Origin of the sequence: Pseudonocardia kongjuensis, assembly GCF_039526905.1 — a bacterium.
Lineage (GTDB): Bacteria > Actinomycetota > Actinomycetes > Mycobacteriales > Pseudonocardiaceae > Pseudonocardia > Pseudonocardia kongjuensis.
Genome location: NZ_BAAAJK010000055.1, coordinates 20909 through 47040 on the forward strand (window position 1 = coordinate 20909; position 26132 = coordinate 47040).

A 26132-nucleotide genomic window follows, 5' to 3' on the forward strand; every position below is an offset into this window, starting at 1 on the left:
TCAGGGCCGCTCGGACCAGCGGGCGAACCGCCGGGTGGCGACGGCGGTGCCCGCGGTCAGCGAGCGCAGGTCGACGGCGTGCCGCAGCAGCTCCGCGCGCGGCACCTCGGCCCGCACGTCGGTGTGCCCCGCCCCGTCCGGCTCGGTGGCCAGCACCCGTCCGCGGCGGGCCGAGAGGTCGCCGAGGACGGCGCCGAGGTGCTCGTCGCGGACCCGGACGGCGACCTCGTCGACCGGTTCGAGCAGGACCAGCCCGCACTCGTCGGCCATCGCGCGCACGGCCAGCGCACCGGCCGTCTGGAAGGCGGCGTCGGAGGAGTCGACGCTGTGCGCGCGGCCGTCCACCAGCCGTGCGACGACGTCGACCACCGGATGCGGGTCGCCGCCCTCGACGACCGGCAGGCCGCGGTCGAGCTGGGCGCGGATGCCCTTCTCGACGCTCGGCACGTACTGGCCGGGGACGGCGCCGCCGACCACGGCCGAGCCGAACACCAGTCCGGAGCCCCGCTCGCCGGGGGCGAACTCGACGTGGCAGACCGCGAACTGGCCGTGCCCGCCGGACTGCTTCACGTGCCGCCCGGTGACCCGCCCGGGCCGGGCCGGGGTGGCGCGCAGCGGGACCCGCACGTCGACGACGTCGACCCGGACGCCGGCGTCGTGCAGCCGCCCGAGCGCCACGTCGGCGTGCGCCTCGCCGGCGCACCACAGCACGGTCTGGCGGGTCTCCGGGTCGCGCTGCAGGCGCAGCCCCGGATCGGTGGCGACCAGCCGGGTGAGGCCGCGGGCGACGGCGTCCTCCTCGCTGCGGTCGCGCGCCTCGACGGCGACCGGGAACAGCGGCTCGGGCCGCGGCCAGCCGGCCAGGTGCACCGGATCGGCCGGATCGGACAGGACGTCGCCGACGGCGGCCTCCAGCCGGGGGACCGCGCACAGGTCGCCCGCGACGCAGCCGGTGGTCTCGCGCAGCAGGGCGCCGAGCGGTGAGTGCACGCGCCCGATCCGGCCGTCGAACTCGCGGGTGCTCTCCCGCGGGGCGTTCTCCGGGCTCTCCCGCGGGGCGGGGACGGCGCCGCCGAGGTGCACCGGCCCGTCCGGGCGCAGTGTCCCGGAGAACACCCGGACCAGGCAGATCCGCCCGACGTGCGGATCGGCGCCGGTGTGCACGACCTCGGCGACCAGCGGGCCGTCCGGGTCGGCGCGCAGCGGCCCGCGCCCCGGATCGGACGGGACCGGCGGCGGCCGGTCGACCGGGGCCGGGAAGACGGAGGTGAGGAGGTCCAGCAGCTGCCCGGGGCCGGTCCCGCCGGTCGTGCAGACCCCGACGACCGGATGGAACGACGCCCGGAGCAGCGCCGTGCGCATCGCGCCGCGCAGCGCGTCCGGCCCGACGGTGCCGCCACCGAGGTAGCTCTCCAGCAGCTCCTCGTCCTCGGACTGCTCGATGACCTGCTCGATCAGCGCCGCCCCGGCGTCGTCCCCGGCGGTGCGCAGGTCGCGCAGGCCGGTGGTGGTCCCGGCGTCGTCGCGGACCGGCAGGTGCAGTGCGACGACACCCGCGCCGAACGCCGCCCGGCAGGCGGCCAGGGTCGCCCCGACGTCGGCGCGGGCGTCGTCGCAGCGGGTCAGCACGACCGCCCGCGGGATCCCCGCGCACTCCTCCCAGAGCGCCACCGTCCCCGGTTCCAGGGCGCCGTCGCGGCCCTCGGACGCCGGGAGCACGAACAGCGCCGCCTCGGCGGCCCGCAGCCCGGCCAGCATGCCGCCGCGGAAGTCCCCGTAGCCCGGGGTGTCGAGCAGGTTGACCGTGACGCCGTCCCAGCGCAGCGGCGCGAGCGCCAGGCCCACCGACCGGTGCCTGCGGACCGCCGCCGGATCGTGGTCGCAGACGGTGGTGCCCTCGGTCACCGATCCGGCCCGCCCGATCGCACCGGCGTGCACCAGCAGCGCCTCCGCCAGGGTGGTCTTCCCCGCGCCGGACGGGCCCACCAGCGCCACGTTGCGCACCAGCGCCGGATCGGTGACCGCTGCGACGGCGGACGTCCCGGTGCGTGCGCGATCCGCTCTGACCGCCATCACGACCACCTCCCGAAGGTGTCCTGGATCACACACCCGGCGGCGCGATCAACACAACCCCGGAACGGCGGACGGGCGTCACAGCGCCGACCGGCCGGTAACCACACGCTCGGCGGTACTGTTCCGGGCCGTGTCCATTCCCGGTCCCGGTTACGCCATCACCGCTCGCGTCGACGCCCCTGCCCGCCCCACGTCCGCCGGCGATCTCGCCGCCGCGGTCGGCCTGGTCGGTGGCGTGGTCACCGCATTCGACGTCGTCGAGGCCCGGACCGACTCGCTGGTCGTCGACATCTCGGTCAACGCCCGCAACACCGAGCACGTCGAGGAGATCAAGGCCGCGATCGACGGGCTCGACGGCTTCTCGGTCCGCAAGGTCTCCGACCGCACGTTCCTGCTGCACCTCGGCGGCAAGATCGAGGTGCGGTCCAAGGTCAACCTGCGCACCCGTGACGACCTGTCCCGCGCCTACACCCCGGGCGTCGCGCGGGTGTCGATGGCGATCGCGGACAACCCGGAGGACGCCCGCCGGCTGACCATCAAGCGGAACACCGTCGCGGTGGTCACCGACGGGTCCGCGGTGCTCGGGCTCGGCAACATCGGCGCCGCCGCCGCGATGCCGGTGATGGAGGGCAAGGCCGCACTGTTCAAGCAGTTCGCCGGTGTCGACGCCTGGCCGGTCTGCCTGGACACCCAGGACACCGAGGAGATCATCCGCACGGTCCAGGTGATCGCCCCCGGCTACGGCGGGATCAACCTGGAGGACATCGCCGCCCCGCGCTGCTTCGAGATCGAGGCACGGCTGCGCGAGCTGCTCGACATCCCGGTCTTCCACGACGACCAGCACGGCACCGCGGTCGTCGTGCTCGGCGCGCTGCGCAACGCACTGCGGGTGGTCGGCAAGAAGTTCTCCGACGTGCGGGTGGTCGTCTGCGGGGTCGGCGCGGCCGGCTCGGCGATCATCCGGCTGCTCGGCTCCGAGGAGACCGCGGACGTGGTCGCGGTCGACGTCGACGGCATCGTGCACCCGGACCGCCCGGACATGGACGCCAACCTCCGCTCCATTGCTGCGCAGACCAACAAGGAGCGCAAGCAGGGCACCCTCGCCGACGCGCTGGTCGGTGCGGACGTGTTCGTCGGGGTCAGCGCGCCGAACCTGTTCGGGGCCGAGGAGCTGGCGACGATGAACTCCGACGCGATCGTGTTCGCGCTGGCCAATCCGGACCCGGAGGTCGACCCGACGGTCGCGATGCAGCACGCCGCCGTGGTCGCGACCGGCCGCTCGGACTACCCGAACCAGATCAACAACGTGCTGGCCTTCCCCGGCGTGTTCCGCGGCCTGCTCGACGCCCAGGCGCACGACATCACCGACGAGATGATGCTGGCCGCCGCCGCGGCCATCGCCGACGTGGTGGCCGAGCCGAACCCGTCGTTCATCGTGCCGAGCGTGTTCGACCAGAGCGTCGCGCCGGCCGTCGCCGACGCGCTGCGCGCGGTCGCCGGGAAGCAGGCGAAGCGGGGCGAGGTCGAGGTGAGCTGAGCCACCGCGCACTCCGTCCCCGTCGTCGCACCCCCGGCTGCACCCCGCACCCGCTGGAGCCGGTGCGCGGCGCAGGCAGGGGTGCGACGTCCGGGCAGGGGTGCGCCGTTCCGGTGCCACGCGGCGCGGGGAGGGTGCGCCGGCTCACCGGGGCCGTCGGCGTTCCCGCAGGTCGGACGGCGTTATCCTGGACGCCATGTCCTCCCCGACCGTCGGTGTCCTCGCCCTGCAGGGCAACGTCCGCGAGCACCTGGCCGCGCTGACCGCCGCCGGGGCGACCGCGGTGCCGGTGCGCCGGGCCGCCGAGCTGGACGCCGTCGACGGGATCGTCCTGCCGGGCGGCGAGTCGACCACGATGTCCAAGCTGCTCGACGCGTTCGAGCTGCTCGAGCCGCTGCGCGCCCGGCTGCGCGGCGGCCTGCCCGCCTACGGCTCGTGCGCCGGGATGATCCTGCTCGCCGACGAGATCATCGACGGCCGGCCCGACCAGCACCAGCTCGGCGGCCTGGACGTCGTCGTGCGGCGCAACGCCTTCGGCCGCCAGGTGGACTCGTTCGAGACCGACCTGGAGTTCGACGGCCTGACCGGCGACCCGGTGCACGCGGTGTTCATCCGGGCGCCGTGGGTGGAGAAGACCGGCGGCGAGGTCGAGGTGCTGGCGTCGGTCCCGCCGGTGGCGGGGGCCGGGGAGGCGGTCGGCCGCGCGGTCGCGGTGCGGCAGGGGCCGGTGCTGGCGACGTCGTTCCATCCGGAGCTGACCGGTGACCGGCGGGTGCACGAGCTGTTCGTGCGCATGGTGCGCGCCGCCTGACACTGGTGCAGACCCGACCTGCGGGCGGGGGAGCGCCGTCTGTGTCCGGCGCCGTCTCCGGGCGAGAGTGAGATGACCACCCACCTCCCGGAGGTTCGATGAGCACGCTCGCCGTCGCGCGGCCCGCGGCCGGCCCGGCGCCGCCACCCGTCGTCGGCGCGAGCGTGGTGCTGTGGCTGGGCGCGATCCTGGCCGGCGTCGCCGAGTCGATCGTCCGGCTGGCCGGCCCGGTCCCGCCCACCCTCGGCGAGCTGGCCGCCCGGTCCTCGATCTTCCTGGTGCTGGCGGTGCTCGTGGTCCAGCTGCGCACCGGGCGCGAGACGATCCGCTGGGCGGTGGTCGCGGCGCTCGGGGCGGTCGGGACGTGGGCGCTGCTCGGCGAGCCGGTGGACGCGTTGCTCGGCGGTGCGACCGTCGGCGGGTTCGTGGCCGCGGCGTCCGGCCCGGAGCTGCTCGCCGCCGGGCTGCGGACGTTGCAGCTCGCCGAGGTGCTGGCGGCGAGCGCGCTGCTGTTCCATCCCGCGTCGAACGGGTTCTTCCGCCCGGACCGGGCGGGCTGACGGCCGGGCCGGTCGGCCCGACCGTCCCGGGCCCGGCGCCCCTGCCACCGCGCCGCCGCACCGCGCACGATGGACCCATGAGGACGACGACGCGGACCGTCTCGCGGACGGTGCTGATGCGGACGGTGCTGACGGCGGCCGGGCTCGGGACCGGGCTGGCCCTGCGCGCGGCCCGCACCGGCGGGAGCACCCGCGCCGAGGCACTCGCCCCGCTGCCCGGGGACGTCCTGGTGCCGGACGCCACCGTGTCGATCACCCGGGCCGTCTCGATCGCCGCCCCGCCGGAACAGGTGTGGCCGTGGCTGGTGCAGCTGGGGCAGGGCCGCGGCGGCTTCTACTCCTACGACGCGCTGGAGAACCTCGCCGGCCTGGACATCCACAGCGCCGACCGGATCGACCCGCGCTGGCAGGACCTGGCCGTCGGCGATCCGGTGCACTTGGCCCGCGACGTGGCGCTGCGGGTCGCCGCGCTGCAGCCCGGCGGGCATCTCGTCCTGCTCGGGGCGCCCGGAGCGGGGGAGCCGGACGTCCTGCCGTTCCGGTTCTCCTGGGCGTTCGTGCTGCGCCACGGCGAACCCGGACCGGACGGGGTGCCGCGCACCCGGCTGCTGGTCCGGGAGCGCTACCGGCCGCGGTCGGTCGCGGCCCGGCTGATGATCGAGCTCGTGGTGCCGGTGAGCGCGGTGATGAGCTCCCGGATGCTGTGCGGCATCCGGGAGCGGGCCGAGCGCGGCGCGGCGCCGGTGCCCCGGCGGGTGGGCCGGCGCGCTGCACCGGCCGGCGGGTGCTCAGCCGGTCAGCCGGTAGCGGATCAGCCGCGAACTGTTCCCGACGACGGCGACGCTGGACGCGTTGTGCAGGATCGCCGCGACCACCGGTGACATCGCCCCGCCCGCGGACACCAGCAGACCGGCCGCGTTGACCGCGATCGACATCCCGTAGTTCTGCCGGATCAGGGTGATCGAGCGGCGGCCGAGATCGCGCAGCTCGAGCAGCGCGTCCAGGTCGTCGGCGGCCAGTGCGACGTCGGCGGTCTCCACCGCGACGTCGGTCCCGGCCACGCCCATCGCGATCCCGATGTCGGCGAGCGCGAGTGCCGGCGCGTCGTTGGTGCCGTCGCCGACCATCGCGACGGTGTGCCCCGCCTCCTGGAGGGCGCGCACCACGTCCTGCTTCTCCTCGGGCATGACCTGTGCCCGGTACTCGTCGATGCCCAGCTCCTCGGCGACCGCCTGGGCGGTGCGGGGATGGTCGCCGGTGAGCATCACGATCCGCCGCACGCCGTCGGCCCGCAGCCGGTCCAGCACCGCGCGGGACTCCGGGCGCACGGTGTCGCGCAGCGACACCAGGCCGACCAGCTCGCCGTTGACGGCCAGCAGCAGCGGCGTCTCGGTGGCCCGCTGCAGCCGGCGGACCCAGTCGGCGGCCTTGCGGCTGACCCGCACCCCCTGGGCGCGCAGCAGCTCGCGGGACCCGATCAGCAGCACCCGGCCGTCGGCCTGCACGCGCATGCCCTGACCGACCAGCACCTCGCACTCCTCGTGCGGCGGGATCTCGATCCGGCGCTCCTCGGTGGACCGGATCACCGCCTGCGCCAGCGGGTGCCGGGAGTGGATCTCCGACGACGCCGAGTAGGCCAGCACCTGCTCGGGCGACCAGTCGTCGTGGAAGGAGATGACGTTGGTGACCACCGGGCGGCCCAGGGTGAGCGTGCCGGTCTTGTCGAACACGATCGCGTCGACCCGGGCGGCCGCCTCCAGGTGCGCGCCGCCCTTGATCAGGATGCCGCGCCGGGCGCCGTTGCCGATCGCCGCGCTGATCGCGGTCGGGGTGGACAGCCCGACCGCGCACGGGCAGGCGATGAGCAGCATCGTCATCGCCCGCCGGACGTCCCGGGTGGCCAGCAGGGTCAGCCCGGCCAGCAGGAACGAGGCCGGTACGAACCGCCGGGAGAAGTTCTCCCCGACGGTCTGGATCGGCGCCCGGTCGCCCTGCGCCTGCTCGACCCGGTCGATGATCCGGCCGATCGCGGTGTCCTGGCCGACCGCGGTGGCCCGCACGACGAGCCGGCCGCGCAGCAGCACCGAACCGGCGTGCAGCGGCGTGCCGGGGCCGACCGCGACGGGCAGCTGCTCGCCGGTGATCGCGGCCTGGTCGACGACGCCCTCGCCCTCGACGATCTCGCCGTCGACCGGCAGCACGATGCGCTCGTGCACCACGATCTCGTCGCCGATCACCAGGTCGGCGATGTCGACCTCGATCTCGGTGCCGTCGGCGAGGCGGGTCCAGGTCTTCGTGGTGGCGCCGGTGAGCAGCTCGGAGATCGCCCGGCGGGACCGGCGCAGCGTCAGGTCCTGCAGGTACTCGCCGATGTTGAGCAGCCAGAGCACGGTCAGCGCGACGACGTTCTCCCGCAGCACCAGGCTGGCGACGGTCGCCGCGGACACCAGCGCGTCGGTGCCTGCGCCGCGGCCGCCGGTCAGCGACCGGAGCGCGCCGCGCAGGAACGGGTAGCCGGTGAAGATCGTGACGCCGGTGGCGACGGTGCGGCTGGTCGGCCCGAGCACCGGCGGGCGGCGCAGGCCGTAGCGGCGCAGGCCGAGCGCGGCCAGCGCGATCCCGCCGACGACGAGCCGGGCGAGTTCACCGTGATGGGTGTCCGCCGAGCGGGGGGTGCGGGCCGCCGTCGCGCCGGGATCGGCGCCGAGGCCCTTGCCGATCGCCTCGGTCAGCTCGACCCGGTCGCAGCCGGAGCGCACCCAGACCACGACGCTGCCGGTGCGCGGGTAGGCGTGCACCTGACGGACACCGGCGACGTGGTCGACCTGGTCCTCGACGGCGACGGCCAGCGCCACCCGGCCGCGCAGCGCGGGCACCGCGTAGCGGACCCGGCCCGCCGCGTCGCTCAGGACGGTGACCTGCGGGTCATCGGTGTCGGTGTTCAGGATGCTCGCCCCGATCGGAACTCAGTGCTCGTGTCCCGGCGCCCGTGACTCGGTGCTCGTGAACCGGCGCTCGTGTCTCGGTGCCCGTGTCTCAGCGCTCGTGTCTCGGCGCCCATGATTCAGTGCTCGTGTTTCGGCGCCCGCGCCTCAGTGCTCGTGTTTCGGTGCCCGGGTCTCAGTGCTCGTGGGTGTGCCCGTGGCCGCTGCCGGGGGCGGGTGCCTCCTCGCCGATCCGGCCGCGGGCCTCGCTGACGATGTCGGCGGTCGCCAGCCGCGCCCGCTCCGCGCCGGTCTCGGCGGCACGGGCGCCGCGCAGGCCCCACGCCGTCGCGGTCACGGCCGCCTCCCGGACGGCGCCGGAGCGGGCGACCCGCTTCACGCCGTCGTAGGTCACGGCCCCGGCCAGACCCGTGACCACCAGACCTGCGGCCTTACCCAGCACTGCTCCGAACACGCGCCCGCTCCTTCCGCCTGCGACCCCGGCGAACGGGACGGTCGAACCGACCCGGCCGGGAGGTCCAGAGTAGCCCCGGGACACGACCGTCGAGGCCCGGGCGGGGCGTGATCGCCCGGCGGAGTGGTACCGCCGGTCCGGCGGCCCGGACCGGCCGGGTGCGTGCGGCGCCGGTAACATCGAGGAGTTCCCGCAGGTCCACCCGGCCCGCAGCGCACGCTGCGGCGCGCCGAGGCCTGCCCCGGCCGTGCACGACGCATGCGCCCGGCCCGAGCACGAGAGGTGGGCAGACGAGCCGATGAGTGGCCACTCCAAGTGGGCGACGACCAAGCACAAGAAGGCCGTGATCGACGCCCGCCGCGGCAAGATGTTCGCCAAGCTGATCAAGAACATCGAGGTCGCGGCCCGCACCGGCGGTGGTGACCCCGAGGGCAACCCGACGCTCTACGACGCGATCCAGAAGGCGAAGAAGAGCTCGGTCCCGAACGACAACATCGACCGCGCGGTCAAGCGCGGCTCCGGCGCCGACGCCGGTGGTGCCGACTACCAGTCGATCACCTACGAGGGGTACGGCCCGAACGGCGTCGCCGTGCTGGTCGAGTGCCTCACCGACAACCGGAACCGGGCCGCCACCGAGGTCCGGACCGCGATGACCCGCAACGGCGGCACGATGGCCGATCCCGGGTCGGTGGCCTACCTGTTCTCCCGCAAGGGTGTCGTCGTGCTCCCGAAGGGCGACCTCGCCGAGGACGACGTGCTGCTGGCCGTGCTCGACGCGGGCGCCGAGGAGGTCAACGACCTCGGCGAGAGCTGGGAGGTCGTCTCCGAGGCGACCGACGTCGTCGCCGTGCGCACCGCGCTGCAGGAGGCCGGCATCGACTACGACTCGGCCGAGGCGATCTTCGTCCCGTCGATGCAGGTCGAGCTGGACGCCGAGGGGGCGCGGAAGGTCTTCCGGCTGATCGAGGCGCTGGAGGACTCCGACGAGGTGCAGAACGTCTACGCCAACTTCGACGTGTCCGACGAGGTCATGGCAGAGGTCGGCTGACCGGCGCCGGCCCGGCCGGCCGGTCCGTCCGTCGGACGGGCCGCGGGCCGGGCCGGGCCGAACTTGTCGGGGGTCGGTTCTAGACTCGCCGCCGATGAGCACCGCGACGCAGGGCACAGCATCGACAGCCGCCGCATCGAAGGCCGCTGCCGCCAAGGCCGGTACCGCGAAAGCCGGTACCGCGAAGGCCGCCGCAGGGCGCACGGCCCCGGACCGGCCGCGGCTGCTCCTGCTCGACGGGCACTCGCTCGCCTACCGCGCGTTCTTCGCGCTCCCCGCGGAGAACTTCCGCACCGGCACCGGGCAGACCACGAACGCGGTCTACGGCTTCACCTCGATGCTCATCAACCTGCTGCGCGACGAGGAGCCGACCCACCTGGCCGTCGCGTTCGACGTCTCGCGCACCACGTTCCGCTCCGAGCGCTACGCGGAGTACAAGGCGAACCGATCCAGCACGCCGGACGACTTCCGCGGCCAGATCGACCTCATCAAGGAGGTGCTCGGCGCGCTGAGCATCCCGGTGTTCGCGGTCGACGGCTACGAGGCCGACGACCTGATCGCCACCCTCGCCACCCGGGCCGAGCAGCAGGGCTTCCAGGTGCTCATCACCACCGGCGACCGGGATGCGTTCCAGCTGGTGACCGACGACGTCACGGTGCTCTACCCGAAGCGCGGGGTGTCCGATCTCGGCCGGATCGACCCGGCCGAGGTCGACCGGCGCTACGGGCTCACCCCGGCCCAGTACCCGGACTTCGCGGCGCTGCGCGGCGACCCCTCGGACAATCTGCCCTCCATCCCCGGGGTGGGGGAGAAGACGGCCGCCAAGTGGGTCCGCGAGTTCGGCTCGCTGGCCGAGCTGACCGACCGGGTCGACGAGGTGAAGGGCAAGGCCGGCGACGCGCTGCGCGCGAACCTGGCGAACGTGCTGCTCAACCGGCAGCTGACCGAGCTGGTCCGTGACGTCGACCTGGGCGCGGGCCCGGAGCAGCTGGAGGTCCGCGCTTGGGACCGGGACGCGGTGCACCGGCTGTTCGACGAGCTGGAGTTCCGGGTGCTGCGCGAGCGGCTGTTCGCCACCCTCTCCTCGGCCGAGCCGGAGGCGGAGGACGGCTTCGAGATCTCCGGCGAGGTGATCGCCCCCGGCGGCGTGCGGGCCTGGCTGGACACCCACGCCCGGGACGGCCGCCGGGTCGGGCTGAGCTTCGCCGGCGTGGCCGGTCCGGTCGCCGGCCGGGACCTCACCGGCGTCGCGCTGGCCGTCGGCGAGCCGACCGTCGAGCAGCGGGCCGCCGGTGCCGCGGCCGGGGTGCCGAAGGCCGGCCACCTGGCGCTCACCGGGCTCACCCCGGACGACGAGGCCGCACTCGGCGACTGGCTGGCCGACCCGGCCGTCCCGAAGGCCGCGCACGACATCAAGCCGGTGCTGCACGCGCTGCGCGCCCGCGGCTGGTCGGTCGCCGGGCTGACCAGCGACACCGCGCTCGCCGCCTACCTGGCCCGGCCCGGCCAGCGCACCTTCGACCTGGCCGATCTGGCGCTGCGCTACCTGCGCCGCGAGCTGCGCACCGAGCAGCCCGCGGACGGGCAGCTGTCCCTGCTCGGCGGCGAGGAGGAGGCCGACGCACAGGCCGCGGAGCAGGAGATGCTGGCCGCCTCGGCCGTCGCCGAGCTGGCCGACGCGCTCGACGCCGAGCTGGCCCGGCTCGGCGGCACCGAGCTGCTCGCCGATCTGGAGCTGCCGCTGGCGTTCGTGCTGGCCGGCTGCGAGGCGGCCGGGATCGCGGTCGACTCGGAGACGCTGTCCGACCTGGAGTCCGACTTCGGTGCCCAGGTCCGCGAGGCCGCGGCCAGCGCCTACGAGGTGATCGGCAAGGAGATCAACCTCGGCTCGCCCAAGCAGCTGCAGGTCGTGCTGTTCGACGAGCTGAACATGCCGAAGACCAAGCGCACCAAGACCGGCTACACCACCGACGCCGACGCGCTGCAGAGCCTCTACGAGCAGACCGAGCACCCCTTCCTGCAGTTCCTGCTGCAGCACCGGGACGCGACCCGGCTCAAGGTCACCGTCGACGGGCTGATCAAGACGGTCGCCGACGACGGCCGGATCCACACCACCTACTCGCAGACCATCGCGGCCACCGGCCGGCTCTCCTCGACCGATCCCAACCTGCAGAACGTGCCGATCCGGACCGCGGCCGGGCGCCGCATCCGGGACGCGTTCGTGGTCGGCACCGGCCCCGATGGGGAGCGGTACGCGGAGCTGATGACCGCCGACTACAGCCAGATCGAGATGCGGATCATGGCGCACCTGTCCGAGGACGCTGCGCTGATCGAGGCGTTCCGGTCGCGGCACGACTTCCACGCCGAGACCGCCGCGCGGGTGTTCGGCGTCGAGGCGACCGAGGTGTCGGTCGAGCAGCGGGCCAAGATCAAGGCGATGAACTACGGCCTGGCCTACGGGCTGTCGGCCTACGGGCTGTCCGGCCAGCTGCGGATCTCCACCGACGAGGCCAAGGGCCTGATGGACGACTACTTCGCCGGGTTCGGCGGGGTGCGCGACTACCTGGCCGGTGTCGTCGACCAGGCCCGCAAGGACGGCTACACCGCGACCATCCTGGGCCGCCGCCGCTACCTGCCGGACCTGACCTCCGACAACCGGCAGCGCCGCGAGATGGCCGAGCGGATGGCGCTCAACGCGCCGATCCAGGGCAGCGCCGCGGACATCATCAAGGTCGCGATGCTCGGCGTGTACCGGGCGCTGGAGCAGGAGGGCCTGCGCAGCCGGATGCTGCTGCAGGTGCACGACGAGCTGGTGCTCGAGGTCGCCGACGGTGAGCGGGAGGCGCTGGAGAAGCTGGTCCGCGAGCAGATGGGCGCCGCCGCGCAGCTGTCGGTGCCGCTCGAGGTCTCGGTCGGCTACGGCCGCAGCTGGGACGCCGCGGCGCACTGAGCCCGGCCCGGCCCCTCGCCGACGGCCCCGCCCGGTCCCCGCCACCGAGGGCCGGTCCGGGGCCCGGGTCTCAGCCGCCGACCGCCCCGACCGGGTCCCGGTCGGCCGGCGGGCGTCCGGTCGACGGTGCCGGGGCTGCCTCCGGTTCCGGGGCCGGCGAGGACCGCAGGTGCGCCGGGGCGAGCAGCCGGGCCGCCCGGCCCAGCTCGGCGACCAGCTGCTCGGCGGCGATGTCGTGGTCCCGGGCGACCCGGTGCAGCACCTGCGCGACCGCCGCGGTGCCCGGGTCCCCGGGCCGCGGGATCCGGTGCCGGGCGCGGCACAGCACCAGCGCCAGTGCCCGGCCCGCGTCGGCCAGCGCGTCGACGTCGTCGAGATCGACGGTGAAGCTCGCCCCGCGCAGCCCGGCGACCCGCACCGCGGGGCCCGCGGACCGGGTCCACGCGCGCAGCGCCCGGCGCTCGGCGACCGGGGCCGGCAGCTCCACCCCGGTGGCCTCGATCTCGGCGAGCGCCAGCAGCAGCCCGCTGATCCGGGCCGACCGGGCGGCCCAGACGACCCGGTCCCCGGGCAGGTCGCGCCGCAGCACGGTCCGCCGGGCCGGGTCGGTGGAGGTTCGTGGGTACGGAACGGGGGACATCGGCGTCACCTCCGCGCGGTTCGGTGCCGACGGACTCGCAGGTCCCCGACCAGCCGTTAGCGGCCCGGGCCGGGCGGTCGCCCGGTGCGGCCGGACGGTCCGCCGGTGGCGCCGGACGGTCGGGGCGCCGGTGCGGGTCCACGGGAGCGGCGGGCCCGCCGCGCTCGGCCGGTCCCGATCGGCCCACCCCGGTCGGCCCGCCGCGGTCGGCCCGCCGTGGTCGGCCCGCCGTGGTCGGCCCGCCGTGGTCGGCCCACCCCGGTCGGCCCACCCCGGTCGGCCGTCCCCGCTCAGCCCGTCCCGCTCAGCCCGTCCCGCTCAGCCCACCCCGGTCAGGAACCGGATGACCGCCTCGCGGGTCAGCTGCGCGCCGGGGCTGCCGAACGGCCGGTCGAAGACGTGATCGGCGTAGGGCACCGTCACCAGCCGGCCGGGGACGCCCGCGTCGCGCAGCTCCCGGTCGTAGGCGGCGACCCGGTCCGGGTACACGTAGTGGTCGGCCGAGCCGAGCAGCAGCAGGGTGGGCGGCAGGTCCGCGCGGACCTGCTCGGACGGCGAGAGCAGCCGCATCAGTCCGGGCGCGTCGGCGGCGGGCCCGCCGAACAGGGTCTGCTGCAGGTCCGGGTCGATCAGCGCCAGGTCGACCGGCGGGTAGTACGCGACGACGCCGGCCGGTGGCGGCCCCGGCGCCGGCAGCGGTGCGTCGGCCGGGCCGGTGCCGCCGGCCGAGGCGGGCGCGTCGGAGCAGGCGAGCGTGCCGTCGAGCAGCCCGGACGTCGTGCTGAGCGCGAGCGTCGCCCCGGCGGACTGGCCGGCGAGCACCAGCCGGCCGGGATCGAGCTCGCCGCCGGCGTTCGCCCGGATCCAGTCGACCGCGCAGGCGACGTCGCGCTGCTGGTCACGGCCGACCGGCTCGGGCGGCGGGAGCCGGTAGTCGACGGCGGCGACCGCCCATCCGCGGTCGGCCAGCCAGCGGTTGAGCGCCGTCCGGTCCTCCCGGTCGCCGCGCACCCAGCTGCCGCCGTGCACCCACACCAGCACCGGATGCGGGCCGGGGCCGGACGGCAGGTACAGGTCCAGCGCGCGGCCCTCGGTGAACTCGACGGAGCGGTCCGGGTCCCCGGCGGGCTGGCCGATCTCGGTGAGGGCGGCCGTCCAGTCCAGCCGGACGCCCTCGGCGGCGGCCGCCCGGCCCTGCGCGGCGAGCACCGTCACCATCCCGACCACCGCGGCCAGCGACAGCGTCGCCGCCGCGTACCCGCTGAACCGGGCGCCCGCCGAGCGGGCCGCCAGGCCGAACAGGATCCCGAGCACCGCGGCCAGCGCCAGGTGCAGCGGGTACTGGCCGGTGACGAACGACCCGGCGAAGCCGGCCACCGGTGTCTCCGGCCGGAAGGCACCCACCAGCACGAACAGCAGCACGGCCGCCCAGAGCAGGGCGAGCGCGCGGAGGAACGACGTCACCCGCGCACCCTGCCATCGACGGTCCCGGCCCGATCGAGGCGGCCCCGCCCGGCGCGCCCCCGGCGTCGCCGCGCGGACCGGCCGGTAGCGTGCGGATCTCGAACGCACGTGCGGGAGGGGTGACGCCGGTGCGGGTGCTCGGGGTCGACCCGGGACTGACCCGGTGCGGGATCGGCGTCGTCGAGACCGGCGCCGGCCGGGCGGTCGGGTTCGTCGACGTCGGCGTGGTCCGCAGCGGGACCGACGTCCCGCTGGAGCGCCGGTTGCTCACGGTCGCCGACGAGGTCGAGCGCTGGGTGGCCCGGCACCGGCCGGACGTGATCGCCGTCGAGCGGGTCTTCAGCCAGCACAACGTGCGCACCGTGATGGGCACCGCGCAGGCCAGCGGCGTCGTCGCGCTGGTCGCCGCGCGGGCCGGGCTGCCGGTCGCCTTCCACACGCCCAGCGAGGTCAAGGCGGCGGTGACCGGCGAGGGCCGGGCCGGGAAGGCCCAGGTCGCGACGATGGTCGCGAAGGTGCTCGGGCTGGACGCGCCGCCGAAGCCGGCCGACGCGGCGGACGCGCTGGCGCTGGCGATCTGCCACTGCTGGCGCTCGCCGATGCAGGACCGGATGGCGCAGGCCAGGGCCCGCGCCGAGGAGCTGGCCGCGGTGCACCGGGCCCGGCTCGCCCAGGCCCAGGCCCAGCAGGGCGACGCCGCACCGACCGCCGCCGCGCAGTGGGCGGCCGCCCGCGCCGCCGCCGAGCGGTCGGCCGGCACCTGGTCGCCGGGGGTGTCGGGGGCGCCCGGTAGCGTCGGATCTCGAACGACCGTTCGCGGGAAGGGGACCCGTCGGTGATCCACTCGGTGCGCGGCCCGGTGCTGGAGATCGGGCTCGATCACGCCGTCGTCGAGGTCGGCGGGGTCGGCCTCGCCGTGTACGCCACACCGGCGACGCTCGGCGGGCTGCGGCGCGGTGAGCAGGCCCGGCTCGCGACCACGCTGGTGGTGCGCGAGGAGTCGCTGACCCTGTTCGGCTTCGTCGACACCGAGGAGCGCGAGCTGTTCCTGCTCCTGCAGACGGTCTCCGGGATCGGGCCCCGGCTCGCCCTGGCGACCCTCGCCGTGCTGGAACCGGACACGCTGCGCCGCGCGCTGGCCGACGGCGACCTGGCCGTGCTCACCCGGATCCCGGGCGTCGGGCGCAAGAGCGCCGAGCGGCTGGTCGTCGAGCTCCGCGACAAGGTGACCGCGCCCGCCGCCACCCCGGCGGCCGCCGCACCGTCCGCCGTCACCTCCACCCGCGACCAGGTGGTGGAGGCGCTGCTCGGTCTCGGCTTCACCCAGAAGCCCGCCGAGCAGGCGGTCGACGCGGTGCTGGCCGGCTCGCCGGACGCCGGGGCCAGCACCCTGCTGCGCACCGCGCTGTCCTCGCTGGGCCGGTCCCGGTGACCACCGCCGGGGACGACGCCGAGTTCCGCGACGTCGACGCGGTCGTCCATCCCGACGATCTCGACGTCGAGGCATCCCTGCGGCCGCGCTCGCTGGACGAGTTCATCGGCCAGCCCCGGGTCCGCGAGCAGCTGGAGCTGGTGCTGGAGGGCGCGCGGCGGCGCGGCGACCCGCCCGACCACATCCTGCTCTCCGGCCCGCCCGGGCTCGGCAAGACCAGCCTCGCGATGATCGTCGCCCAGGAGATGGGCGCCGCGATCCGGCTGACCTCCGGGCCCGCCCTGGAGCGGGCCGGCGACCTGGCCGCGATGCTGTCCAATCTCGTCCCCGGCGACGTGCTGTTCATCGACGAGATCCACCGCACCGCCCGGCCCGCCGAGGAGATGCTGTACCTGGCGATGGAGGACTTCCGGGTCGACGTCGTCGTCGGCAAGGGTCCGGGTGCGACCTCGATCCCGCTCGACGTCGCACCCTTCACCCTGGTCGGCGCCACCACCCGCGCCGGATCGCTGACCGGGCCGCTGCGCGACCGGTTCGGCTTCACCGCGCACATGGAGTTCTACGACGACGGCGAGCTGCAGCAGGTGCTCCGCCGGGCCGCCGGGATCCTCGGCATCGACCTGCGGCCGGACGGCGCCGAGGAGATCGCCGGCCGCTGCCGCGGCACCCCGCGGGTGGCGAACCGGCTGCTGCGCCGGGTGCGCGACTTCGCCGAGGTCCGCGCGGACGGCGTGATCCGCCGCGACATCGCCCGCGCCGCGCTCGCCGTGTACGACGTCGACGAGCTCGGCCTGGACCGGCTGGACCGGGCCGTGCTCGGCGCGCTCGTCCGCTCGTTCCACGGCGGCCCGGTCGGCATCTCCACCCTCGCCGTCGCGGTGGGGGAGGACCAGGGCACCGTCGAGGAGGTCTGCGAGCCCTACCTGGTGCGGGCCGGGATGCTCGCCCGCACGCCGCGCGGCCGGGTCGCCACCCCGCTGGCGTGGTCGCACCTGGGCCTCACCGCGCCCGCCGACGCGCCCGCCGGGCACCGGATCGAACCGCTGTTCTGATTCCCGGCACCGCCGGGGGAATTGCACCGACCGGTCGCCGGGCCCGTTCCGGAAATGGTTCGCAACGCCGTTATCCGGCGCAATCCGGACCGCCCGCGACAATTCGGACGCAATCCGCCGGACCGTCCACGGCACGGTCCGGCGCGGGATGCCCGCACGGCGGTACCGTCGCCGCGGCGGCGCCGGTGACGGCCGGGTCCCGGGCCGGTCCCGGCGGTCCCGGGCGGGTCCCGCCGGGACCGCGCGGACCGCCCGGCACGGACATGCAGGTCCGGATCGGGCAGTGTGGGACAATCCGAACATCAGTGCCGTTGAGTGGTGTAGCAGGCGCAGCACCACCGTTCGTCCCGCGATTCTGCGACGAGCGGCCTGAATGGTCGGGGGTTGCTCGGTGATTTCCCGGCGACTGGCACACTGATACGTGGCGAAACGAGACGGAGACCCCGCACGATGGATCTGATTCTTGCGCAGGAGGCCGGTGGTTCCGGTCTGCTGTCGCTGCTGCCCTTCCTCATCATCCTGCTGCTGTTCGTGCCGCTGTTCCTGAACGGCCGCAAGCAGCGCAGGCAGATGGCGGAGACCCAGGCGATGCAGCAGGCGCTGGAGGACGGCGACGTCGTCGTCACCACGTCCGGGCTGCGGGGAACCGTCACCGACGCCTCCTACGAGGACACGATCGACCTCGAGATCGCCGACGGCGTGGTCACGACCTGGCTGCGTGCGGCGATCCGGGAGAAGGTCAACCCCGACGCGGCGTCGGAGGACGAGTCCGGTTCCGGTGACTCCACCGAGTCCGCCGGCGACACGGACGCCTCGCAGCAGAAGTCGGAGAACAAGCCGACGATCCACTGAGCGGCCGCCGAGCGGGCCACGTCCCGCTCCGGCTGCCCCGGTCCCGCGGACCGGCCCGGCATCGGACCCCCTGAGGTCCGGCCGGGGCCGGTCGGGTCCGGGCGACCGACCGTGAGGCCGGCCGTGGCCGTCGCACGAGTCGGAGCAGGAGAACACCAACGTGGCACCGTCGTCGGGGCAGCAGTATGTCCGCCCCTGGCGCTACCTGACGGCCTTCCTCGGCATCGTCGTGATCCTCTACACCCTGGTGCTGTTCACCGGGGGCGGGAACCTCACGCCGAAGCTGGGCATCGACCTGCAGGGTGGCACCCGCGTCTCGCTCACCGCGCGCACGACGGACGGCCTGCCGCCGCCGCGTGACCAGCTGGTGCAGGCGCAGGAGATCATCGAGCAGCGGGTCAACGGCCTCGGGGTCAGCGGCGCCGAGGTCCAGCTCGACGGCAGCAACATCGTCATCACCGTCCCCGGTGACGAGGGCGAGCAGGCCCGCTCGCTCGGCCAGACCGCGCAGCTGCGGTTCCGCGAGGTGGTCCAGGAGGTCCCGGCCGCCCCGGCCGCCCCGCCGTCGGCCGCGACCCCGCCGCCGGCCGGCACCCCGCCCGCCGCCGGGGACGCGACCGTCCCGCAGGGCATGGGCGGTCCGCCGGAGCGGTCCGCCGCCGTCGCACCGGTGGCGTACGCCGGCCCGCTGCAGGACCCGCCGCCCGCCCCGGAACCCCCGGCGCCGGACGACCCGCGGATCGCCGCGGAGGTGTCGCAGGCCAGGCAGACCCGGCAGAGCGACGATCCGGCGGTCCAGGCGCAGGCGCTGCTCGCACTGGACTGCACCGGCACCGATCCGCTGCAGGGCTACGACGACCCGGCCCGGCCGCTGGTCACCTGCAGCGAGGACGGCTCGGTCAAGTACGTCCTGGGGCCCACCTTCATCGAGGGCACCCAGATCGCGTCCGCGCAGGCCCAGCCGAACCCGCAGGGCGCAGGCTACGTCGTCAGCCTCACCTTCAAGTCGCAGGGCGCGCAGGCGTGGGGCGAGTACACGACGCAGAACATCGGCAAGCGGGTCGCGTTCGTGCTCGACGGCGACGTGGTGTCCGCCCCGGAGATCACCGTCCCGATCCTCGGCGGCGCGACCGAGATCTCCGGCCAGTTCAACCAGGAGCGGGCCCAGGAGCTCGCCCAGGTGCTGCGCTACGGCTCGCTGCCGCTGGCCTTCGACTCCGGCACCGCGCAGACCGTGTCCGCCACCCTCGGCCTGGCCTCGCTGGAGGCCGGGCTGATCGCCGGCGCCGTCGGGCTGGCACTGGTGCTCGTCTACTGCCTGGCCTACTACCGGCTGCTCGGGCTGCTCACGATGCTGTCGCTGGTGCTGTCCGGGCTGGTCGTCTACGCGGTGCTGATCCTGCTCGGCCGCTGGATCGGGTTCACCCTGGACCTGGCGGGCGTCGCCGGGTTCATCATCGCGATCGGCATCACCGCCGACTCGTTCGTGATCTTCTTCGAACGGCTCAAGGACGAGATGCGCGAGGGCCGCACGTTCCGCTCCGCCGTCCCGCGCTCCTGGGAACGGGCCCGGCGGACGATCCTCACCGCCGACGCGGTCAGCTTCCTGGCCGCCGCGGTGCTCTACATCCTGGCCGTCGGCGAGGTCCGCGGGTTCGCCTTCACCCTCGGCATGTCCACCGTGCTCGACCTGGTCGTGGTGTTCCTGGTGACGTTCCCGCTGGTCGTGCTGATATCCCGGTCCCGGACGCTGGGCCGGCCCGGGTTGTCCGGGCTGGCCGCCGTCGACCGGATCGGTGCGCGCCACCGCCGCACCGCCCCCGCGGCGGGCCGCCGCGTCGCAGCGCAGGGAGGACGGGCATGACCGCGCCCGAGCGGCTGTCGGGCTGGACCCGGCTCACCACCGGCACCGCCGACGTCGACATCGTCGGCCGCCGCCGCACCTGGTACATCGGGTTCGCCGTGCTCGTCGGGATCTGCCTGCTGTCGCTGGTGTTCCGCGGGTTCAACCTGGGCATCGACTTCACCGGCGGCTCGCAGCTCCAGCTGCCGGCCACCGGCGCCGGCGGCGTGATCAGCACCCAGCAGGTCGAGCAGGTCTACCAGGGCGTGATCGGCAGCCCGCCCGAGGTCACCCAGGCGGTCGGCAGCGGCGCCGCGGCGTCGATCGTGGTGCAGTCCGAGCCGCTGACCCCGGAGCAGCTGATCCCGCTGCGGGACGCGCTGTTCACCCAGCTGCAGCCGCTCGGCCCGGACGGGGTGCCGAGCGCCGCGGCGATCAGCGACTCCCAGGTGTCCGGCACCTGGGGCGGCGAGGTGACCAGCCAGGCCCTGATCGCACTGGCCGTGTTCATCGTGCTGGTGACGATCTTCCTGGCGGTCTACTTCGAACGCGCGATGGCGGCGGCCGCGCTGGTCGCGCTGGTCAACGACATCGTCGTCACCGCCGGGGTGTACTCGATCATCGGCCTGGAGGTGACCCCGGCGACGGTGATCGGCCTGCTCACCATCCTCGGGTTCTCGCTCTACGACACCGTCGTCGTCTTCGACAAGGTCCGGGAGAACGCGCGCGGCCTGCTGAAGCGGACCCGCCGGACCTACGCCGAGGCGGCGAACCTCGCGCTGAACCAGACCCTGATGCGCTCGCTGAACACCTCGCTGATCGCGATCCTGCCGGTGCTCGGCCTGCTGGTGATCGGCGTCGGGCTGCTCGGCGTCGGCACACTCGCCGATCTCGCGCTGGTCCAGCTCGTCGGGATGATCACCGGCGTGATCTCGTCGCTGCTGCTGGCGACCCCGCTGCTGGTGGACATAAAGCTGCGCGACAAGCGGTTCCGCGACCAGGCACTGCGGGTCGCCGCGCGCCGGGCGCGCACCACCCCGGAGGACGGCGCGGCCGCGGCGGATACCCTCGCGGTCGTGAGCAGCTCCCGCCCCAGCACGGCGTCCCGGCCCACCGGCAAGACCGGGCGGGCCCGCCGGTGACCGCCGTCGACGACATCCGGCCCGGCCCCGGCGTCGACGGCGACTCCGCGGAGGACCTGCTGCGGATCGCCGACCTGATCCGCTCGGTGCCCGACCACCCCGAGCCCGGGGTGCTGTTCCGCGACATCACGCCGGTGCTCGCGCACGGCGGCGCGTTCGCGACGGTCGCCACCGAGCTGGCCGCGCACACCGGCGAGGCCGAGCTGGTGGTGGGCGTCGAGGCCCGCGGGTTCCTGCTCGGTGCCGCCGTCGCGCTCGTCGCCGGCGTCGGGACGGTCCCGGTCCGCAAGGCGGGCAAGCTGCCCGCGGTGGCCGCGTCGCGCAGCTACGAGCTGGAGTACGGCAGCGCCACCCTGGAGCTCCCGGCGGACGTCGTCGAGCCCGGGACCCGGGTCTACGTCGTCGACGACGTGCTGGCCACCGGCGGCACCGCGGCCGCGGCCTGCGCACTGCTCACCGACGTCGGCGCCGAGATCGTCGGGTTCGGCACGCTGCTCGAGCTGACCGCGCTGAACGGCCGGGGACGGCTCGGCGACCTGCGGGTGGATGCGCTGCTGAGCGCCTGATCCGGCGCGGTTCCGCCGGGGGACGGTCCGCGGACTATCCTCGGGGACGGACCACCCGCTACCGGGCACGAGCAGGAGGTGCGGTGACCGAGGTCGACCGGACGAGCACCACGGCGGACGCACATCCCGCCACACGCCCGCTCACGCCCGACGACGAACCGCCCCGCCCGTCCGCGACCCGGCGCGTGCGGGCCCGGATCGCGCGCCGGATGACGCCGCAGCGGGTCGCGATCGTGACGCCGGTGCTGGAACCGCTCGCCGCGGTGCACCGGTCGCTGCACCCCAAGGCCGATCTGGTCCTGCTGCAGCGCGCCTACGACGTCGCCGAGTCCAAGCACGAGGGGCAGACCCGCAAGTCCGGCGACCCGTACATCACGCACCCGCTGGCCGTCGCGACGATCCTCGCCGAGCTCGGCATGGACACCACGACGCTGGTCGCGGCGCTGCTGCACGACACCGTCGAGGACACCGACTACTCCCTCGAACGGCTGCGCGCCGAGTTCGGCGACGAGGTCGCGCACCTGGTCGACGGCGTCACCAAGCTGGACAAGGTCGAGTTCGGCACGGCCGCGGAGGCCGAGACGATCCGCAAGATGGTCGTCGCGATGGCGCGCGACCCGCGGGTGCTCGTCATCAAGCTGTCCGACCGGCTGCACAACATGCGCACGATGCGCTTCCTGCGTCCGGAGAAGCAGGTCAAGAAGGCGAACGAGACCCTCGAGGTGTTCGCCCCGCTCGCCCACCGGCTCGGCATGGCGACGGTGAAGCTGGAGCTGGAGGACCTGTCCTTCGCGATCCTGCAGCCGAAGAAGTACCAGGAGATCGTCCGGCTGGTCGCCGACCGGGCGCCGTCCCGGGACACCTACCTGCGCCAGGTGATCGACGAGGTCGCCTCCCAGCTGGACTCGGCGCGGATCCCGGCGAAGGTCGAGGGCCGGCCCAAGCACTACTACTCGATCTACCGCAAGATGATCGTCAAGGGCCGGGACTTCGACGACATCCACGACCTGGTCGGCGTCCGGGTGCTGGTCGACGAGGTGCGCGACTGCTACGCCGCGATCGGCATGGTGCACGCCCTGTGGCAGCCGATGCCCGGCCGGTTCAAGGACTACATCGCCCAGCCCCGGTTCGGCGTCTACCAGTCGCTGCACACCACCGTGATCGGCCCGGACGGCAAGCCGCTCGAGGTGCAGATCCGCACGCACGCGATGCACCGCACCGCCGAGTACGGCATCGCCGCGCACTGGCGCTACAAGGAGGTCAAGGGCGGTCAGGGCAAGGAGGTCGAGGTCGAGGAGATGGCGTGGATGCGCCAGCTGCTCGACTGGCAGCGCGAGGCCGCCGATCCCGGCGAGTTCCTCGACTCGCTGCGGTTCGACCTCGCCGCCCGGGAGATCTTCGTCTTCACCCCCAAGGGCGACGTCGTCACCCTGCCCACCGGCTCCACCCCGATCGACCTGGCCTACGCCGTGCACACCGAGGTCGGGCACCGCTGCATCGGCTCCCGGGTGAACGGCAAGCTGGTCGCGCTGGAGCGGCAGCTGTCCTCCGGCGACGTCGTCGAGATCTTCACCTCCAAGGCCGAGGACGCCGGGCCCAGCCGGGACTGGCTGGCCATCGCGAAGTCGCCGCGGGCCAAGGCGAAGATCAAGCAGTGGTTCGCGAAGGAGCGCCGCGAGGAGGCCGTCGAGGAGGGCAAGGAGGCGATCAGCCGGGAGGCGCGCCGCACCGGGATGCCGCTGCAGCGGCTCATCTCCGGCGACGCGATGTCCGCGATCGCCCGCGAACTGCACTACTCCGACGTGTCCGCGCTCTACGCCGCGGTCGGCGAGAACCAGACCAGCGCCCAGCACGTCGTGCAGCGGCTGGTCGCCTGGTTCGGCGGCGAGGAGGAGGCCGAGGAGGAGCTCGCCGAGCGGGCGACGCCGTCCACCGTCCGGCACCGCAGGCCGTCCGGGAACGCCGGCGTCGTCGTGCAGGACGGCGACGGCAACGCGATGGGCGACCTCTACGTCAAGCTGGCCCGCTGCTGCACCCCGGTGCCCGGCGACGAGATCCTCGGCTTCGTCACCCGCGGCGGCGGGATCAGCGTGCACCGCACCGACTGCACCAACGCCGGTGATCTCACCGCCCGCGAGGAGCGGCTGGTGGAGGTCGCGTGGTCGGTGTCGCCGGAGTCGGTGTTCCTGGTGGCCATCCAGGTGGAGGCGCTCGACCGGCACCGGCTGCTGTCCGACGTGACGAAGGTGCTGGCCGACGAGAAGGTCAACATCCTGTCCGCCTCGACGACGACCTCCCGGGACCGGGTCGCGGTGTCCCGGTTCTCGTTCGAGATGGGCGACCCCAAGCACCTCGGGCACCTGCTGCAGGCGGTGCGCAACATCGAGGGCGTCTACGACGTCTACCGGGTCACCTCGGCGGCCTGAGCGGCCCGGGGGCGGGACTCCCCGCCCCCGGGGCCGGCTCAGCCGACGGTCGCGCTCTCGATGTCGACCGGGGTGTTCGGGGTGCCGTCACCGCCGCCGGTGGACTCGCCGGCCCGGGCGACCGCGTCCAGGGTCCGCAGGCCCTCCTCGCCGATCGAGCCGAACACGGTGTACTCGGGCGGCAGCTGCGCGTCGCCGTAGATCATGAAGAACTGGCTGCCGCCGCTGTTGGGGGCCGCCGTCTTCGCCATCGCCAGCAGGCCGCGGCCGTAGGTGAGGCCGTCGAACACCTCGTCCGGGATGGTGTAGCCGGGCCCGCCGGCGCCCTGGCCGGTCGGGTCGCCGCACTGCAGCACCTGCAGGCCGGGGCTGGTGGTCAGCCGGTGGCAGGACGTCCCGTTGTAGTAGCCCTGCTGGATCAGGCTCTCGAAGCTGTGCACCGTGCACGGCGCCAGCGCGCGGTCCAGGGTGAGATCGATCGTGCCGGCGCTGGTGCTGAACGACGCCGGCACGGTGCCCTCGGCGGACACCTCGCCGTCGGCGGGCGGGTCCACCGGCTTCGACGCGGGCGCCTCGGCCGGGTAGGCGCAGTTCACCGACGCGGGGAGCGCGGTCGGGCGGGTCGGCAGCGGGACGACCGGGAGCCCGGAGGTGTCCGGTCCGGTGTCCTGCTGGGCCTGCGCGGCCGGGTCGGCGGGCTCGGTGTCGCCGCCGCCCCAGGCCGCGGTCAGGGCGTAGACGCCGCCGGCGGCCACCGCGACCACCAGCACCGTCGCCACGACGGCGATCGTCGTGTTCCGCTTCTGCTTCTGGGCCCGTTCCACCCGGTGCGCCTGCTGGGCGGCCAGCTTCCGCTTGGCCGCCTCCCGGCGCTGCTCGTTCGTCGCCACGCTCTGCTGCTCCCTAGTCGATCACCGGTCACCGGAGGGTATCGGGGGCACCTGGGGGCGAATCGGGGAGACACCGGTTCTAGGCTGGGGGAGCCTTGCGCACCGGCACGAGAGGACGTGGACCTGCAGTGACCGCCACCGAGCAGCAGGCGGAGGGCCGGGCGCGCAAGCCCGAACCGTTCGCCGCGCCGAAGGGCATCCCGGAGTACCTGCCGCCGGACTCGGCCGGGTTCACCCATGTCCGGGACACCCTGGCCGGGGCCGCCGCGCGCGCCGGGTACGGCCACATCGAGCTGCCGGTCTTCGAGGACACCGGGCTGTTCGCACGCGGGGTGGGGGAGTCCACCGACGTCGTCTCCAAGGAGATGTACACCTTCGCCGACCGCGGCGGCCGCTCGGTGACGCTGCGGCCGGAGGGCACCGCGGGCGTCGTCCGGTCGGTGATCGAGCACAACCTGGACAAGCAGGGCCTGCCGGTCAAGCTGCGCTACGCCGGGCCGTTCTTCCGGTACGAGCGCCCGCAGGCCGGCCGCTACCGGCAGCTGCAGCAGGTCGGCGTCGAGGCGATCGGCGTCGACGATCCCGCGCTCGACGCCGAGGTCATCGCGATCGCCGACGAGGGCTTCCGGGCGCTCGGCCTCACCGGCTACCGGCTGGAGCTCACCTCGCTCGGCGACGCCGCCTGCCGGCCGCGGTACCGCGAGCTGCTGCAGGAGTTCCTCGCCGGGCTGGACCTGGACGAGCCGACCCGCGAGCGGGCCGCGATCAACCCGCTGCGGGTGCTCGACGACAAGCGCCCCGAGGTCCGGGCCGCGATGGCCGACGCGCCGCTGCTGATGGACCACCTGTCCGCCGAGGCCGCCGAGCACCACGCCGCCGTGCTGGCGCACCTCGACGACCTCGGCGTCGCCTACACCCCGAACCCGCGGATGGTCCGCGGCCTGGACTACTACACCAAGACCACGTTCGAGTTCGTGCACGACGGCCTCGGCGCCCAGTCCGGGATCGGCGGCGGCGGCCGCTACGACGGCCTGATGGGCACCCTCGGCGGTCCGGACCTGTCCGGCGTCGGGTTCGGCATCGGCGTCGACCGCACGCTGCTGGCCTGCACCGTCGAGGGCGTGCAGCCGTGGTCGGGCGCCCGGGCCGAGGTGTTCGGCGTGCCGCTCGGCGAGGACGCCCGCCGCCGGCTGGTCGTGATCGCGGCCCGGCTGCGCGCCCAGGGGGTGCGGGTCGACCTGTCCTACGGCAACCGCGGGCTGAAGGGCGCGATGAAGTCCGCCGACCGCTCCGGCGCCCGGTTCGCGCTGGTGCTCGGCGGCCGCGACCTGGAGAACGGCACGATCGGGTTGAAGGACCTGGTCTCCGGTGACCAGCAGGACGTCCCGCTGGACGGGGTGGTCGACGCCGTGGTGACCGCGGTCGCCGCCGAGGTCGGCTGAGCGCC

20 protein-coding genes and 1 pseudogene are annotated in these 26132 nt (G+C 74.6%); 15 read left to right on the forward strand and 6 right to left on the reverse strand.

Annotated features, from left to right (window positions below; genetic code table 11):
* Entirely contained in the window at window positions 1-2073 is a 2073-nt protein-coding gene (locus tag ABD160_RS31645) for an elongation factor G (protein WP_344029899.1), read from the reverse strand.
* A gap of 130 nt (window positions 2074-2203) precedes the next feature.
* On the opposite strand from ABD160_RS31645, the gene ABD160_RS31650 reads away from it, so the two are divergent.
* The 4 genes from ABD160_RS31650 (at window position 2204) to ABD160_RS31665 (ending at window position 5862) form a co-directional block, all read left to right on the forward strand.
* Entirely contained in the window at window positions 2204-3610 is a 1407-nt protein-coding gene (locus ABD160_RS31650; protein WP_344029902.1) for an NAD-dependent malic enzyme, read from the forward strand.
* A 196-nt stretch (window positions 3611-3806) separates the two neighbouring features.
* Entirely contained in the window at window positions 3807-4421 is a 615-nt protein-coding gene (gene pdxT, locus ABD160_RS31655; RefSeq protein WP_344029905.1) for a pyridoxal 5'-phosphate synthase glutaminase subunit PdxT, read from the forward strand.
* Between the two features lie 98 nt (window positions 4422-4519).
* On the forward strand, window positions 4520-4981 hold the full coding sequence (locus ABD160_RS31660; RefSeq protein WP_344029907.1) for a hypothetical protein: 462 nt from the start codon (window positions 4520-4522) through the stop codon (window positions 4979-4981).
* 77 nt (window positions 4982-5058) lie between these two features.
* Entirely contained in the window at window positions 5059-5862 is an 804-nt protein-coding gene (locus ABD160_RS31665) for a hypothetical protein (protein WP_344029910.1), read from the forward strand.
* On the opposite strand, the gene ABD160_RS31670 is transcribed toward ABD160_RS31665, so the two are convergent.
* Window positions 5770-7857 carry a heavy metal translocating P-type ATPase gene (locus tag ABD160_RS31670; RefSeq protein WP_344029913.1) on the reverse strand — a complete coding sequence of 696 codons (2088 nt, stop codon included), beginning with the start codon at window positions 7855-7857 and terminating at the stop codon, window positions 5770-5772. The genes ABD160_RS31665 and ABD160_RS31670 overlap by 93 nt on opposite strands.
* A gap of 244 nt (window positions 7858-8101) precedes the next feature.
* Window positions 8102-8380, reverse strand: coding sequence for a DUF1490 family protein (locus ABD160_RS31675; RefSeq protein WP_344029915.1), 279 nt, complete (start codon window positions 8378-8380; stop codon window positions 8102-8104).
* Window positions 8381-8678: 298 nt separating this feature from the next.
* Between ABD160_RS31675 and ABD160_RS31680 the strand changes: the two genes are divergently transcribed.
* A complete protein-coding gene (locus ABD160_RS31680; RefSeq protein ID WP_344029918.1) occupies window positions 8679-9428 on the forward strand; it encodes a YebC/PmpR family DNA-binding transcriptional regulator in 750 nt (249 codons plus the stop codon).
* Between the two features lie 94 nt (window positions 9429-9522).
* Complete coding sequence (polA, locus tag ABD160_RS31685; RefSeq protein WP_344029921.1) at window positions 9523-12378, forward strand: DNA polymerase I; 2856 nt, start codon at window positions 9523-9525, stop codon at window positions 12376-12378.
* 70 nt (window positions 12379-12448) lie between these two features.
* On the opposite strand, the gene ABD160_RS31690 is transcribed toward polA, so the two are convergent.
* Both ABD160_RS31690 and ABD160_RS31695 read right to left on the reverse strand, forming a co-directional pair.
* Window positions 12449-13018: a hypothetical protein gene (locus ABD160_RS31690; protein WP_344029923.1), complete on the reverse strand. Its 570-nt coding sequence runs from the start codon at window positions 13016-13018 to the stop codon at window positions 12449-12451.
* 318 nt (window positions 13019-13336) lie between these two features.
* Complete coding sequence (locus ABD160_RS31695; RefSeq protein ID WP_344029926.1) at window positions 13337-14482, reverse strand: alpha/beta hydrolase; 1146 nt, start codon at window positions 14480-14482, stop codon at window positions 13337-13339.
* A 128-nt stretch (window positions 14483-14610) separates the two neighbouring features.
* On the opposite strand from ABD160_RS31695, the pseudogene ruvC reads away from it, so the two are divergent.
* The 8 genes and pseudogenes from ruvC to ABD160_RS31735 all read left to right on the forward strand — a co-directional run.
* Window positions 14611-15231, forward strand: a pseudogene (ruvC, locus tag ABD160_RS31700) (crossover junction endodeoxyribonuclease RuvC); the annotation flags it as partial.
* An 86-nt stretch (window positions 15232-15317) separates the two neighbouring features.
* On the forward strand, window positions 15318-15914 hold the full coding sequence (gene ruvA / locus ABD160_RS31705; protein ID WP_344029928.1) for a Holliday junction branch migration protein RuvA: 597 nt from the start codon (window positions 15318-15320) through the stop codon (window positions 15912-15914).
* A complete protein-coding gene (gene ruvB / locus ABD160_RS31710) occupies window positions 15911-16966 on the forward strand; it encodes a Holliday junction branch migration DNA helicase RuvB (RefSeq protein ID WP_344029931.1) in 1056 nt (351 codons plus the stop codon). Before ruvA ends, ruvB begins: the two co-directional genes overlap by 4 nt.
* 450 nt (window positions 16967-17416) lie before the next feature.
* Window positions 17417-17818, forward strand: coding sequence for a preprotein translocase subunit YajC (gene yajC / locus ABD160_RS31715; protein WP_344029934.1), 402 nt, complete (start codon window positions 17417-17419; stop codon window positions 17816-17818).
* 160 nt (window positions 17819-17978) lie between these two features.
* The gene (gene secD / locus ABD160_RS31720) at window positions 17979-19682 is read left to right on the forward strand and encodes a protein translocase subunit SecD (protein ID WP_344029937.1); all 1704 of its coding nucleotides are present in this window, start codon (window positions 17979-17981) and stop codon (window positions 19680-19682) included.
* On the forward strand, window positions 19679-20803 hold the full coding sequence (gene secF / locus ABD160_RS31725) for a protein translocase subunit SecF (protein ID WP_344029940.1): 1125 nt from the start codon (window positions 19679-19681) through the stop codon (window positions 20801-20803). The genes secD and secF overlap by 4 nt, the downstream gene beginning before the upstream one ends.
* Complete coding sequence (locus ABD160_RS31730) at window positions 20800-21369, forward strand: adenine phosphoribosyltransferase (RefSeq protein WP_344029943.1); 570 nt, start codon at window positions 20800-20802, stop codon at window positions 21367-21369. Before secF ends, ABD160_RS31730 begins: the two co-directional genes overlap by 4 nt.
* A gap of 83 nt (window positions 21370-21452) precedes the next feature.
* Entirely contained in the window at window positions 21453-23795 is a 2343-nt protein-coding gene (locus ABD160_RS31735; protein ID WP_344029946.1) for a RelA/SpoT family protein, read from the forward strand.
* Window positions 23796-23833: 38 nt separating this feature from the next.
* Here ABD160_RS31735 and ABD160_RS31740 read toward each other — a convergent pair whose 3' ends face one another.
* Window positions 23834-24685, reverse strand: coding sequence for a peptidylprolyl isomerase (locus ABD160_RS31740; protein WP_344029950.1), 852 nt, complete (start codon window positions 24683-24685; stop codon window positions 23834-23836).
* A 128-nt stretch (window positions 24686-24813) separates the two neighbouring features.
* Here ABD160_RS31740 and hisS point away from each other — a divergent pair, with 128 nt between their 5' ends.
* Window positions 24814-26127: a histidine--tRNA ligase gene (gene hisS, locus ABD160_RS31745; RefSeq protein ID WP_344029953.1), complete on the forward strand. Its 1314-nt coding sequence runs from the start codon at window positions 24814-24816 to the stop codon at window positions 26125-26127.
* Window positions 26128-26132 lie beyond the last annotated feature (5 nt).